We start from the raw sequence: 13,338 nt of genomic DNA, 5'->3' as shown, positions 1-13,338 counted from the left end.
ATATCAGCCCTTTTTGTTTTAATCGATTAAGGTTAGCGATTACTCATCAAAAAATCGACAAAGGCACGGTCTGCTTGACTGACGGGGCGTTGTTTTTTCCATGCGATATGCAGGTTCAAAAATACTGGTGGATCGAAGGGTTTAGCTAAAATGTCATCTTTTGAGCTGATTGCCATTTCGAGTACGCTGGTGATCCCAAACCCTTGGGAAACAATCTGTTTGATAAGGTTAATCAGATTAGTCTCGAAGGCGACATTGGGCTTTTTCCCCAGATCCTTGGCTTGCGATAGGATCCACTCGCGGTGGAAATAACCAGTCTTGAACATCACTAATTCATGGTCGAAAAAGTCATTGAGACTGACGGCGCTATGTTCCGCTAAAGGGTGTTCGGCTCCCATAGCGATCACCATTTGCTCACGGATCAACAGCTGACTATCAAATTCGGGTTGCAGGTCTTGGGCGGTAATGATCGCTATATCCACTTCTTCCTGTTGCAACATACGCAACGCGTCGCGCGTCCCGCCCTCAAACAGGGACAGTTTCAACTCGGGGTATTTATGCCGAAAAGCCATTAAGCGCGAGGGAAGGTAGAAAGAACCCAGCATGCCCGGCACGGCAATACGGACTTCCCCCGAGGTGAGATTCGCCATGGCGCGGATTTGCGCTTCGGCCTGCTTAAGCTGTTTCAGGATCAAAGTGGCATGTTGATGCAGGACTAAACCTTCGGCCGTGAGTGCGAGCAGCTTGTCATTCTTGTTGCTCGTACGATTAACCAAAGTCACGCCGAGTGCGACTTCTAAGCGCTTGATACTTTGGCTTAAGGCTGGTTGGGCCATATTGAGCTTTTTGGCTGCGGCGGTAAAGCTGCCAGTACTGGCAAGGGCATCTAAATGCTTGAGTTGGCGGATATCCATCAATCGGGCCCATACTGTTGAATAGTGGTAAGGTCGGTACTTTGTGGCTATAACAAAAATCAATGATAGCGATAGATATTATCTATTATTGTTATGTTATGCCCGGTGATAACCTTTGTCTATCCTATGAGTGTGCTTTGTCGAGGCTCCTGTGCAAGCCGAGTTAGATACTATGATTGATAATAAACAGCGTGATACCCGATTGATGTGGGCGCTATGTGTCGCCTCTGTGGTGGTGTATATCAACTTGTATCTGATGCAAGGCATGTTGCCGCTGATTGCGGAGCATTTTGCGGTATCAGGGTCTAAAGCGACGTTAATCCTATCGGTAACCAGTTTTTCCTTGGCTTTTTCATTGCTCTTGTATGCGGTACTGTCAGATCGTATCGGTCGACACACGCCGATTATTGTCAGCCTATGGTTGTTGGCGTTGTCTAACTTATTGTTGATTTGGGCACCGGACTTTAACGGGCTAGTGCTAGTGCGATTGCTGCAAGGTGCATTACTCGCTGCCGTGCCAGCGATTGCCATGGCGTATTTTAAAGAGCAGTTATCACCTAGCACTATGCTTAAAGCCGCGGGCATTTACATTATGGCGAACAGCATTGGCGGCATTGTTGGCCGTTTGCTCGGTGGCGTTATGTCGCAGTTTTTATCTTGGCAAGAATCCATGTGGCTGTTGTTTTTAGTCACCTTAGCGGGCGTGGCTTTAGTGAACTATTTACTGCCTTCACTTGCCGATGCGCAGGCCATGTCACAGAGTAAAACCGAGCCCTCTTTATCAAAACGTGCCCGTTTAGCCCAAGATCTTCATGGTTTTAGCCATCATCTGACCGATGCGCAAATGCGCTTGGTTTACGCGATTGGCGGCTTGACCTTTATGATGATGGTGAATCAATTTAGTTTTATTCAGCTGCATTTGATGGCGGCGCCCTATGAATGGAGCCGCTTTCAAGCTACCTTGATTTTTCTGTGTTATTCGAGCGGGACTATTGCGTCGTATTTTACCGCGAAATGGCTCGCCAAATTTGGCCAACATAAGTTGTATCAGTGGTCTTGGTGTGTGATGTTGCTCGGCAGTTTATTGACCCTGTTTGATACCACTTTAACCATTAGCTTAGGTTTTTTGATGACGGCCTGTGGCTTTTTCCTCACTCACAGTTGCTGTAATTCCTTTGTCGCGATGCGCGCCAGTCGCGATCGGGCTAAGGCGACATCGCTGTATTTATGTTGTTACTACTTAGGCGCTGCGATTGGTGGGCCTTATTTGATGATGTTTTGGCATGAGGCGCAGTGGCGCGGCGTGGTGATGGGCTCGTTAACCTTACTGGCCTTGATTGCCTTAGCCATCACCCGTTTGCATTACCATCAAACGCATGTCAAACGGGTATTAGTCTAGCTTTCAATTTGTTGTTTAGTCATCGGAATTAATGTACTGCTTGCGGTCTAAATCATATTTACGCATTTTGTCGTAGAGGGTTTTGCGGGGGAGTTCGAGTTGCTCCATCGTCTGCTTAATACTGCCCTTGTTGTGGCTGAGCGCTTCTTCAATCAATACCCGCTCAAAAAACTCGACTCGTTGCAGTAAGGACATACTCGAGTGCAGGCTTGGGGTATTGCCCAAAGTGCCAGCAAAGGCGGCTTCTCCGCCCAGCAGCACAAAGCGTTCGGCGAGATTACGTAATTCACGCACATTACCCGGCCAGTCGTGGGAGGTGAGTATGGCGTTTTGCTCGGCATTTAAGGCAATAAGCGCTTTGTGATAGCGTGCCGATGCGACGCGGGCAAAGTGCAGGAACAGCAAAGGAATATCTTCTCGGCGATCCCGCAGGGGAGGGATAGGCACAGTCACCAGATTTAAGCGATACAACAAGTCTTGACGAAACTCCCCCGTGTCACACAGGCTTTTTAAATCTACTTTAGTGGCGGCAATTACCCGTATATCAAGGCTGATGCTTTTGTTTGATCCTAAGCGTTCAACTTTACGATCTTCAAGTACCCGCAGCAGCTTTACTTGCAGCGACAGTGGCGTACTTTCAATTTCATCTAAAAATAATGTGCCGCCGTTGGCGTATTCAAACTTACCAATGCGCATCTTATCGACGCCGGTAAAGGCACCTGCTTCGGCGCCAAAGAGCTCACTTTCAATTAAGTTTTCGGGGATCGCCCCACAGTTGATGGCGACAAAGTTGGCTTGGCTGCGGCTGCTGTGATCGTGTAAATAGCGGGCGACGAGCTCTTTACCTGTGCCTGTTTCACCCTCGATTAACACGTCAGCGGGGGTGTCTATCACTTGATCTATGATGTGGCGCATGCGGTTGATGCCGACACTGTTACCCAAAATGCGAGGGCCTGGTACGCTCTGGCTTTCGAGATCCTTTTTAAGCTTACGGTTCTCTAGGGTCAGGCTGCGTTTATCTAAGGCGCGCTTGACCACATCGAGTATATGCTCGTTATTAAAGGGCTTTTCGAGAAAGTCGTAGGCGCCTTGCTTTAGGGCATTGACTGCCATGGCGATATCCCCAAACCCTGTCAATAGCACAACGGGGAGGTCGGGGTCCTGCAGCCGGATTTGTTGCATTAAGCTGATGCCATCTAATTGCGGCATGTTGACATCCGATATCACCATTCCCGCCCAATCCTTATGCAGGTGCTTAGCGATCCCTTTAGGCTCTGTGGTGGCGAGCGCCTTAATGCCCTCAAGTTCAAATAGCTGAACGAGAACTGTGCCTATGTGCGGCTCATCGTCGATGATGAGAACAGAATAATCTTGGATGGAATTGGGCACACTCATGAGACTAACGTTCCTCAAGCAAATAAATAGGTAAAATAATCTGGAAAATGGCGCCACCCTCTTCGGCATTGGCAACGTTAATTTGGCCTTGCATGGATTCGATAATACGCTGTGAAATCGATAAGCCCAGCCCTAATCCGTGGCGCTCGTTAGTGGTAAAGTAAGGTTCGAATATTTTTTCCATTTGGCTTTCACGCACACCTGGGCCTGAATCTTGGATGCTGATGCAGAACTTATCTTCACTGGTCACGCGGATGACCAAGCTGCGTTTAACCGATTGTTGCATAGCGACAATGGCGTTGCTCATGATATTGACAAACACTTGCTGTAATCGGACTTTATCGCCCCAAACCTGATAGTTGCCATTGGGTAACTGCACATCGAGTTCAACGCCTTGCTTGTCTATTGCGGGCTGAACTATGGTCAGCGCTTGTTTGATACAGCGGCCAATATCGGTGGCGCTATCCGTGCCTTGGCTCTTGCGAGTGAAGCTTTTAAATTGGCCGACAATATCGGCCAATCTATCGGTCAGTTCAATAATAATCTTGATATTATCCAGTGCCTTATCTTGCATATTACGGGCTAGAAAGGTTTGAGTATTCTGGGCGTAGCTGCGCAGTGCCGCAAGTGGCTGATTAAGCTCATGGTTAATGCTGGCAGATAAACTGCCGATCACAGTCAGTTTTGCCGCTTGAATGAGTTCATCCTGAGTATCTTTGAGTTGATGGTTCGCTTGCTGCAAGTCTTGAGTTCGTTCTTCTACGCGTTGTTCTAACAGGCTTTGTGCCAGCTGCATGCGCTGTAGGTTGCGGCGACGCTCGGCACTAAACAAGATGCTGAGCGCCAGCAACAGATAAATGCTGGCTGACAGTAACATCAATGCAGGTAAAGACGACAGCAAGGGTTTGATGGGCGCTAAGATGTGCACCCGCCAGCCAGCTTTGGCCATTAACTGATGATTATCCATGTATTGCTCATGATCTCTGCCCGTTTGTAATTGGTAGAGCATGGCTTGGCTGCCACTCTCATAGGGCGGTTTCATTAACAGCTCGCCGATGGGGCGTTCCGCGTAACGCTTTGATGCATTAAGCGCATATTGTTTGGCTTGGGTAAGTGGAGTGAGTGACTTTAACCGCCACTCATCGACGCTAGAGATAAAAACAATGTCTTCAGGGTCGCTGATAAGGAATTGGTATTGACCCGCAATGGCAATGCTCGTGCTTTGCTGCTCGATACCGCTAATGTCCACTTTGACTATGATAGCGCCGAGTATGCCTTTGCCGCCTTGCTGATAAATAGGGTAAGAAAAGTAAAACCCACGCTTATCTGAGCTGGTGCCCACGGCATAATAACGGCCTAGATTGCCCGAAATAGCATCGGTGTAATAGGGTCTAAAGGAATAATCCTTGCCAATAAAGGAGAAACTTTGTTGCCAGTTACTGGCGGCAATCGCAATCCCTAAGGCATCAATCAGATAGATATCGGACGCCTCAGTGACATGCTGGATTTCTTCGAGATATAAATTAAGTTCTTGGACTTTATCGGGGTTTTGTTGATCGTTCAGTACATTGGCGAGCATAGGGTTCGTCGAGAGTACGTGGGGAATACTTTCGTAGCGCGATAACGCGCCATCGAGAAAGCTGACTAATTCTTTTAGTTGTTTCTCCGATTGTGCTTGGATCTCGATTTTACCCTGATGCAAATGCACCCAATAGGTCAGTTTGAGCGTTGCAAATAGGCCTGCAAGTAACACTACAGTGAGAAAGAGGCGTTTCTTGGCCTTAGGCGTCATGGGCAACATGGTGGCTATCCTGATAAAGCGACGGTATCAATCACTGAGACTGTGCATCATAAAACAAAGCGAGCCTGACTAGGCTCGCTTAAAAACTAACTGTAATCAAGGGGTAATCTCACAACCTTGCATTGCAGATTAATATCCACGCATCGAATCCAACCACTCTGGTAAGAAGAGCGAAATCTGTGGCACGTAAGTGATCAAGGTTAAGAAGGCTAACATCAGCAGTAACCAAGGCAGAACCGACTGGATGACCCAACCAATACTCTTACCCGTGATCCCCGCGGTAACAAAGAGGTTGAGCCCCACCGGCGGCGTGAGCATACCTATCTCCATGTTTACCACCATGATGATACCTAAGTGAATAGGATCTATGCCTAAGTGAGTCGCGATAGGGAAGAGGATCGGCGCCATAATCAGTACAATTGCCGATGGCTCCATAAAGTTACCGGCAGCAAGCAGCAGTAAGTTAACGATGATCAGGAAGCCCCAAGCGGGTAAACCCATGTTAACGATATGCTCAGCGATAATATGTGGAATACGTTCAGTGGTTAATACATGCGCGAACAACATAGCGTTAGCTATGATAAACAGCAGCATGATACTGACCTTAGCACCATCACGCACTACGTTACGTATGTCTTTGTCGATTGGCGTTTTAATTAGCCCAAGGAACATGTGACCTAAGTTACGTGCGGCGGCTTTAGGTAAGCTTTCACCTTGATTGCGCCAAGCCACTTCTTTTAATGGCCCAATGTCACGGTAACCAAATACCGCAATAAAGTACGCATACATACAAGCCACAGCTGAAGCTTCAGTCGGGCTCGCAACGCCGCCATAGATAGAGCCGAGTACGATAAGGATGAGTGCTAATCCACCCAAAGCTTTAGCGCTTGAAATCCCCAGTTGTTTAAAGCCTGGGAAAGGACGCGAAGGCAGGTTCTTAAAGCGGGCGACGATGTAGATAACGATCATCAGGATGAATCCCATCATTAAGCCTGGGATTAAACCTGCCATAAACATTCTTGCTGCGGACACTTCGGTCGCTGCCGCATACACCAACATCACAATGGACGGTGGGATCAAAATACCAAGTGTGCCTGAGGTGGTGATAACCCCCGCCGCAAACTTCTCGGGATAACCCGCTTTAACCATGCCCACAATCACGATTGAACCAATCGCCGCTACGGTTGCGGGTGATGAGCCTGAAACTGCCGCAAACAGCATACAGGCCATAACAGATGCCATCGCTAATCCACCACGGACATGTCCAATACTGTCCATGGCAAAATCGATAATCCGTCTCGCGACGCCACCGGTTGAGAGGAAGGCGGATGACAGAATAAAGAAGGGGATAGCGAGTAGAGTGTAATGCTCCGATGAAGACTCATACAGTTTGAGTGCCACTGAGGCTAAGGAGTCATTCGAGAAAAACAAAATGGTGAGCATGCTGGAAAAACCTAACGCGATAGCGATAGGCATACCGAGAAACATACACACTAATAGGGCGGTAAATAGGGTTGCGATCGCCATTATTTAGTCTCCTTTTCGTCAGAGACGGGTTCTTCATTGGCGTTTTTAACGCTTTCATCGATTAAATGCATACTTTCTTTCGCTTCATCGGCAAATTGGAAGCCAGTGACTTGGTCACGTAGGATGGCAATAAAGAGTTCGGCGAATCGCCAAGTCAACATCGAAAAACCAATGATCAAGATGCTCTGGGATAACCAAATTGGTACCGCGCCATCTTCAACATCAATCCTTAAGGTGTTCCAAGCAAAGTCTGGATCGAGGCTTTTTAAGAAAAATTGGGGGAAATTAATATCCTCCATAGGCACACCAATTTGATACATCTGGCTTAAGTAATCCCAACTGCCTTTTAAAAACAGTCCGCAATAGACAATACAGACAAAGGCGGTAACGAGGGACGTTATCTTTTTGGCCCGAGGTGCTAAGTTTTTAACGAAGGCATCGACACCAATGTGCGCGCCAACTTTTACCCCATAAGACATACCAAACAACACAAACCAACCGCAAAAGGTCAGTGTGAGTTCTTGGATCCACAGAAAACCCGTATTGAAGAAGAAGCGTGCGACGACTTCTGAAAACACTAATAACGTCATCAGAGTGATCAATAAATTGAGCACACCTTCTTCAAAATAACCAAATATTCGCGATATCACAGCCATAATCCCCTCGCTGAAATGGCCGCTTAACCTCGGTTGAGATTAAGCGGCTATCATCATTATTATTTATTTGCAGCTACAGCAGCATCAATCACATCTTTACCGATTTGCTCTTCAAACTTAGCCCAAACTGGTTTCATCACATCGACCCATTTTTGACGTTCAGCAGGTGTTAAAGTTACTAACTGTGAACGTTTAGAATCTAGGATTAACTGTTTGTCTTGGTTATCTTTCTCAGCGGCAATTTTGTTACCTAATGCGATAGATTCATCTAAAGCTTCTTTGATGATCTTACGTTTGTCAGCGGGTAAGCCTTTCCAGAAAGTGTCAGAGGTCACGACCATATAGTCGAGCACACCGTGGTTACTTTCAGTGATTTGGCTTTGCACTTCATAGAACTTTTGTGAGTAAGTATTTGACCATGTGTTTTCTTGACCATCGATAGCGCGGGTTTGCAGCAGGGTAAATACTTCAGAGAAGGGTTTTTTCACTGGAATAGCGCCGACAGCATCAAACTGAGCCGCCAAAACATCAGACGCCATTACGCGGAACTTCAAGCCCTTTGCATCAGCAGGATTTTTAAGTGGCGTGTTAGCCGAGAACTGTTTCAGACCATTGTGTAAATAGCCTAGACCGACAATCCCTTTACGGGTCATAGAGTTCAGCAGTGTTTGACCTGCTTCACCTTGTTGGAAACGGTTTACCGCATCCATATCATTGAAGAGGAAAGGTAAATCGAATACTTGTAGGCGTTTAGTGTAACGTTCAAATTTTGAGAGTGACGGCGCAACAAATTGCACGTCGTTTAACAGTAGTGCCGCTAACTCGTTGTTATCCCCAAATAACTGTGAGTTAGGAAATACACTGACCTTGTATTCACCCGGTAAACGTTGTTCAACGAGTTCTTTAAACTTAAGTGCCATTTGGCCTTTGGGCGTATTTTCTGCCACAACGTGCGAAAACTTAATTTCAATAGGTTCTGCAAATACGTTAAAGCTGGTTGCGAACACGGAGGCAACGGCGAGCATTTTGACTAAGGTTTTGAGTGGACGGGTCAATCCAGTTTGTTGATTCAATGTCATCTTGAGTTCCTTTTTCTGTTGTTAGGATTTGTCCTCAGTCTTGGTTAGTTTGTTACCAAGTTTGAGTAGGAATACAGCCTTGATTTCCCTGAGGTCTGTCTTACTAAAGGCAAATACCACGCCAACTTACACTGACTTCTGTAAGTGTTTGGTTACTAAAGTGTAGTTCATTTGATGTTTGTCACACTTTTAGTTTTGTGGGTGAGATCTCGCTCACAGTGATTTTCTATTTGGGTGGAAACCCACCCATGGCGCGGATCTGCCTCAAATAGATAGCCCTTGGCGGTGCAGGTTTATTAAACAAACTTAGTTATTTTGAGATCAAAAAATGCCGCAAAAGTATGCGCTACGCTGAAAATGCGTGATGGATTATTTTGGGATAAGCAGTGTAGGCTGATTGTATGGTTAATTGTGGTCAAGTCGATGGCGTTTGTCGTCAATCAAGACAAAGGGGCAGTTGGTGCAGTTAATCATCATCTAAAAGGATACGTTTTAGGATCGCATCACTAGGCAACAACTCTAAGTGGCCTTGTTCGTTAAAGTACCAACCGGTAATAAAGCCCTTTTGGCGCATACTGACGAGATTATGCATGACTTCCCGTGCTTCCTTGAGCGCCGTTTGCTCATCGCAAGCGTGAGTATGCTTTAAATAAGCGGCAATATTGGCAAGAGAAGCGGATTGACTGACGCTGGCCATAATGTTGATCTCCAAACAATGCTAAAAGCAGAATGAAATCAGGCTGAGTGTCGATAGAGCTTGGTATTTTACGGATTATAAAAGGCGAAATAGTAAAATTTAGCACTCGCTGATTGAGATCAAGCATAGTTGAGTCAGCGTGTTGGTAAAGTTTATTGGGGGGATAAATATGGTGGTCGCTACTGGGCTCGAACCAGTGACCCCCTCCTTGTAAGGGAGGTGCTCTCCCAGCTGAGCTAAGCGACCTGGAATGTAACTTGTGTATTGCAGAATATGGTGGTCGCTACTGGGCTCGAACCAGTGACCCCCTCCTTGTAAGGGAGGTGCTCTCCCAGCTGAGCTAAGCGACCTGGGATATAACTTGTGTATTGCAAAATATGGTGGTCGCTACTGGGCTCGAACCAGTGACCCCCTCCTTGTAAGGGAGGTGCTCTCCCAGCTGAGCTAAGCGACCTGGGATATAACTTGTGTATTGCAGAATATGGTGGTCGCTACTGGGCTCGAACCAGTGACCCCCTCCTTGTAAGGGAGGTGCTCTCCCAGCTGAGCTAAGCGACCTGGGAATTCTGATATTACACAATTTTTAAGTCATTATTCACTGAAGAATGGTGGTCGCTACTGGGCTCGAACCAGTGACCCCCTCCTTGTAAGGGAGGTGCTCTCCCAGCTGAGCTAAGCGACCTGGGAATGACTTTCACACAATGAGGTACATTAAGTTATATGGTGGTCGCTACTGGGCTCGAACCAGTGACCCCCTCCTTGTAAGGGAGGTGCTCTCCCAGCTGAGCTAAGCGACCTGGGATATAACTATTTTGTACAGCCATTATTTCTTTACAAATCTTGTATAAAACAATGGTGGTCGATACTGGGCTCGAACCAGTGACCCCCTCCTTGTAAGGGAGGTGCTCTCCCAGCTGAGCTAATCGACCTCGCTGTGTGGAGCCGTATTATAGGGAGGTTCGATCTAGTGTCAACGCTTTTTAGTGAAAAAAGCATTGGTCGCGCTATTTTTGTTCGCATTGGCTTAATGCTAATCACGCCGCCGATCAAAGTGTTAGTTTATTCGCCTGTCAATGGCGTGCAATTTGGGTGTTTGGGATGCCGCGATAGCTAGACTCATGTCATTCGTGAGCATTTTTGGACGATAAAATGACAGGGTGTTAGTGACTCACAATGATTAGATGTTAGAGATTGAGTGGATAGCGATGTATAGGCGTTGCGTCAAAGACACACTATTTATAGCTGAAGGCATGATAGGGGCAAAAGTAGGGCAGGGATCTAAGCGTAGCGAAAATCAATCCATGAGTCTTAAGTCAGATAAATGGGGTGCAGGTTTGCGGGTGATAAGAGTAGCGTCACTCTAATATGTGCACCTTTATATAGGCTTCTCTATATAAGGAAGGGATTTAGCGTCACGATTTTACTAGATAAGTGATACTGCAGAGCTTGTCCCATTTGCAGCGCCTGCTTTGACTGTTAGAATAAGCCCACTTTTTTATCGTGATTGTCTTTATCTAGACGACTTTATATAGGTTAGTGTCCCATTATGACAACTAAGACGCGTTTTGCCCCTAGTCCTACTGGTTTCTTACATGTTGGTGGTGCCCGTACTGCACTTTATTCTTGGTTACAAGCTCGTGCCAATAACGGTGAGTTTGTATTACGTATTGAAGACACTGATATTGAGCGTTCGACTCAAGCCGCCTGCGATGCGATTTTAGAAGGTATGAACTGGTTAGGTTTGACATGGGACGAGGGCCCGTATTACCAAACTAAGCGTTTTGATCGTTATAACGAAATTATTGCCCAAATGTTAGCAAAGGGCACTGCATACAAATGCTATTGCTCACGTGAGCGTATTGATGCGTTAAGAGAAGCACAAGCCGCCAACGGTGAAGCACAAAAGTACGATGGTTGCTGCCGTGACTTGCCTGCTCGTGTTCTGTCAGCGGGTGAGCATGATGAGCCATTTGTCGTGCGCTTCAAAAATCCTATCGGCGGTTCAGTGGTATTTGATGACCATGTTCGTGGCCGTATCGAATTTTCTAACGATGCATTAGATGACTTGATCATCGCCCGTACCGATGGTGTGCCAACCTATAACTTCTGTGTGGTCGTTGACGATTGGGATATGGGAATTACTTGTGTTGTTCGTGGTGAAGATCATATCAACAATACGCCGCGTCAAATTAATATCCTTAAAGCATTAGGGGCGCCGATCCCAGAATATGCTCACGTCTCTATGATTCTCGGTGATGATGGCGCGAAATTATCTAAGCGTCATGGTGCAGTGAGCGTAATGCAGTACCGTGACGATGGCTATTTGCCAGAAGCACTGTTGAACTACCTAGTACGTTTAGGTTGGTCACATGGCGATCAAGAGATCTTCTCTTTAGAAGAAATGAAGCAATACTTTAAGCTCGGTGATATCAATAAAGCCGCTTCTGCCTTTAATACCGATAAACTGGTGTGGTTGAACCAACACTATATAAAGAGTCTTGCCCCAGAATATGTGGCGACACACTTACAATGGCACATGGACGATCAAAAAATTGATCTGTCAAACGGCCCAGCATTAGCGGAAGTGGTTACGGCATTAGCTGAACGCGCTAAGACACTAAAAGAGTTAGCCGCTTCTAGCCGCTATTTCTATGAAGACTTTGCAGAGTTTGATGAAGCCCAAGCGAAAAAGCATTTACGTGGTGTTGCGTTAGAGCCATTGCAACTGGTTCAACAAAAATTAGCCGCATTAACTGAGTGGACTGTAGAAGCTATCCATCAGGCGATTGAAGACACTGCAACAGAATTAGATGTGGGTATGGGCAAGGTTGGTATGCCTTTGCGTGTCGCTGTAACAGGGGCAGGGCAGTCACCAGGCCTTGATATCACATTATTTTTAATCGGAAGAAGCCGTTCTGAGCAAAGAATATCCAAAGCGATTGAATTTGTAGCAGATAGAATAAATTCCTAAAAAACGAGTTGACACTTTTAGGTGCGCTGCATAGAATGCGCCACGCAGTTGAGACACAGACGAGCAAATGCTTGTAGTGCACTTAAATGTAGTTTAATAAGTTTGGGGCTATAGCTCAGCTGGGAGAGCGCTTGCATGGCATGCAAGAGGTCCACGGTTCGATCCCGTGTAGCTCCACCAAACTTACTGCAGATGTTAAGCAGGAACGTGAGTTCGAATTAATATGTCTGAGGTCATCTTTCTTCTTTAGAAGAAAGCGCCTATGACACCGTAGATGTTAAACGGGAACAATAAGTTCAAATTAATATGTCCGGGTCCCCTTCGTCTAGAGGCCTAGGACACCGCCCTTTCACGGCGGTAACAGGGGTTCGAATCCCCTAGGGGATACCATCTATTTTTTATAGAGAGTGGTTCCTAGCAAATAACTAACGAGTTGTTTGGTAAGAACAAAGCATTTACTTCCTAGCCTACTGAAGTGAATGTGTTGCAAAGCTCGGTTACGAGTTAAATCATAAGTCCGGGTCCCCTTCGTCTAGAGGCCTAGGACACCGCCCTTTCACGGCGGTAACAGGGGTTCGAATCCCCTAGGGGATACCAAGTATTGGTTCCTATCGAATAGCTAGCGAGTTGTTTGGTATGAACAAAATCTAAATTTCTGCTGATACGCATACTATTAAAGTTAGCAGTGTCGACAAAAATTTGGGGCTATAGCTCAGCTGGGAGAGCGCTTGCATGGCATGCAAGAGGTCCACGGTTCGATCCCGTGTAGCTCCACCAATTTACTGTAGATGTTAAACAGGAACGTGAGTTCAAATTAATATGTCTGAGGTCTCCTTTCTTCTTTAGAAGAGAGTGCCTAGGACACCGTAGATGTTAAACGGGAACTATAGGTTCAAATT

General features: G+C 46.4%; 9 protein-coding genes and 11 tRNA genes. 6 read left to right on the top strand and 14 right to left on the bottom strand.

Annotated features, from left to right (window positions below):
- Positions 1-32 precede the first annotated feature (32 nt).
- Positions 33-914, bottom strand: a complete 882-nt coding sequence (locus Q4Q52_RS16280; RefSeq protein ID WP_311991099.1) for a LysR family transcriptional regulator — start codon at positions 912-914, stop codon at positions 33-35.
- Between the two features lie 151 nt (positions 915-1,065).
- Here Q4Q52_RS16280 and Q4Q52_RS16275 point away from each other — a divergent pair, with 151 nt between their 5' ends.
- Positions 1,066-2,313: an MFS transporter gene (locus Q4Q52_RS16275; RefSeq protein WP_220590656.1), complete on the top strand. Its 1,248-nt coding sequence runs from the start codon at positions 1,066-1,068 to the stop codon at positions 2,311-2,313.
- A 15-nt stretch (positions 2,314-2,328) separates the two neighbouring features.
- Here Q4Q52_RS16275 and Q4Q52_RS16270 read toward each other — a convergent pair whose 3' ends face one another.
- The 13 genes from Q4Q52_RS16270 to Q4Q52_RS16210 all read right to left on the bottom strand — a co-directional run bounded on the left by Q4Q52_RS16270 (position 2,329) and on the right by Q4Q52_RS16210 (position 10,397).
- The gene (locus Q4Q52_RS16270) at positions 2,329-3,708 is read right to left on the bottom strand and encodes a sigma-54 dependent transcriptional regulator (RefSeq protein WP_006082299.1); all 1,380 of its coding nucleotides are present in this window, start codon (positions 3,706-3,708) and stop codon (positions 2,329-2,331) included.
- A 4-nt stretch (positions 3,709-3,712) separates the two neighbouring features.
- Positions 3,713-5,509, bottom strand: coding sequence for an ATP-binding protein (locus Q4Q52_RS16265; protein WP_012089625.1), 1,797 nt, complete (start codon positions 5,507-5,509; stop codon positions 3,713-3,715).
- A gap of 129 nt (positions 5,510-5,638) precedes the next feature.
- Positions 5,639-7,036 (bottom strand): TRAP transporter large permease, encoded by a 1,398-nt coding sequence (locus tag Q4Q52_RS16260; RefSeq protein ID WP_006082297.1) that lies wholly within the window; start codon positions 7,034-7,036, stop codon positions 5,639-5,641.
- A complete protein-coding gene (locus Q4Q52_RS16255) occupies positions 7,036-7,692 on the bottom strand; it encodes a TRAP transporter small permease (protein WP_006082296.1) in 657 nt (218 codons plus the stop codon). Before Q4Q52_RS16255 ends, Q4Q52_RS16260 begins: the two co-directional genes overlap by 1 nt.
- Before the next feature lie 59 nt (positions 7,693-7,751).
- On the bottom strand, positions 7,752-8,771 hold the full coding sequence (locus Q4Q52_RS16250) for a TRAP transporter substrate-binding protein (RefSeq protein ID WP_006085509.1): 1,020 nt from the start codon (positions 8,769-8,771) through the stop codon (positions 7,752-7,754).
- Positions 8,772-9,237: 466 nt separating this feature from the next.
- Positions 9,238-9,468: a hypothetical protein gene (locus tag Q4Q52_RS16245; RefSeq protein ID WP_311991098.1), complete on the bottom strand. Its 231-nt coding sequence runs from the start codon at positions 9,466-9,468 to the stop codon at positions 9,238-9,240.
- Between the two features lie 170 nt (positions 9,469-9,638).
- Positions 9,639-9,714, bottom strand: a tRNA-Val gene (locus Q4Q52_RS16240).
- Positions 9,715-9,742: 28 nt separating this feature from the next.
- Positions 9,743-9,818: transfer RNA gene (locus Q4Q52_RS16235), tRNA-Val, on the bottom strand.
- Between the two features lie 28 nt (positions 9,819-9,846).
- A tRNA-Val gene (locus Q4Q52_RS16230) sits at positions 9,847-9,922 on the bottom strand.
- Positions 9,923-9,950: 28 nt separating this feature from the next.
- Positions 9,951-10,026 (bottom strand) — tRNA-Val (locus Q4Q52_RS16225).
- Positions 10,027-10,074: 48 nt separating this feature from the next.
- A tRNA-Val gene (locus Q4Q52_RS16220) sits at positions 10,075-10,150 on the bottom strand.
- Positions 10,151-10,189: 39 nt separating this feature from the next.
- Positions 10,190-10,265: transfer RNA gene (locus Q4Q52_RS16215), tRNA-Val, on the bottom strand.
- 56 nt (positions 10,266-10,321) lie between these two features.
- Positions 10,322-10,397 (bottom strand) — tRNA-Val (locus tag Q4Q52_RS16210).
- Between the two features lie 617 nt (positions 10,398-11,014).
- Here Q4Q52_RS16210 and gltX point away from each other — a divergent pair.
- The 5 genes from gltX to Q4Q52_RS16185 all read left to right on the top strand — a co-directional run bounded on the left by gltX (position 11,015) and on the right by Q4Q52_RS16185 (position 13,216).
- Positions 11,015-12,439, top strand: coding sequence for a glutamate--tRNA ligase (gene gltX / locus Q4Q52_RS16205; RefSeq protein ID WP_259481027.1), 1,425 nt, complete (start codon positions 11,015-11,017; stop codon positions 12,437-12,439).
- A 104-nt stretch (positions 12,440-12,543) separates the two neighbouring features.
- A tRNA-Ala gene (locus tag Q4Q52_RS16200) sits at positions 12,544-12,619 on the top strand.
- 134 nt (positions 12,620-12,753) lie between these two features.
- Positions 12,754-12,829 (top strand) — tRNA-Glu (locus Q4Q52_RS16195).
- A 131-nt stretch (positions 12,830-12,960) separates the two neighbouring features.
- A tRNA-Glu gene (locus Q4Q52_RS16190) sits at positions 12,961-13,036 on the top strand.
- Between the two features lie 104 nt (positions 13,037-13,140).
- Positions 13,141-13,216, top strand: a tRNA-Ala gene (locus Q4Q52_RS16185).
- The last annotated feature ends 122 nt before the right edge of the window (positions 13,217-13,338 follow it).

The organism is Shewanella sp. SP1S2-4 (assembly GCF_031932075.1).
GTDB classification, from domain to species: Bacteria; Pseudomonadota; Gammaproteobacteria; order Enterobacterales; family Shewanellaceae; genus Shewanella; species Shewanella baltica.
This window is presented reverse-complemented; position numbering and strand designations above follow the sequence as displayed.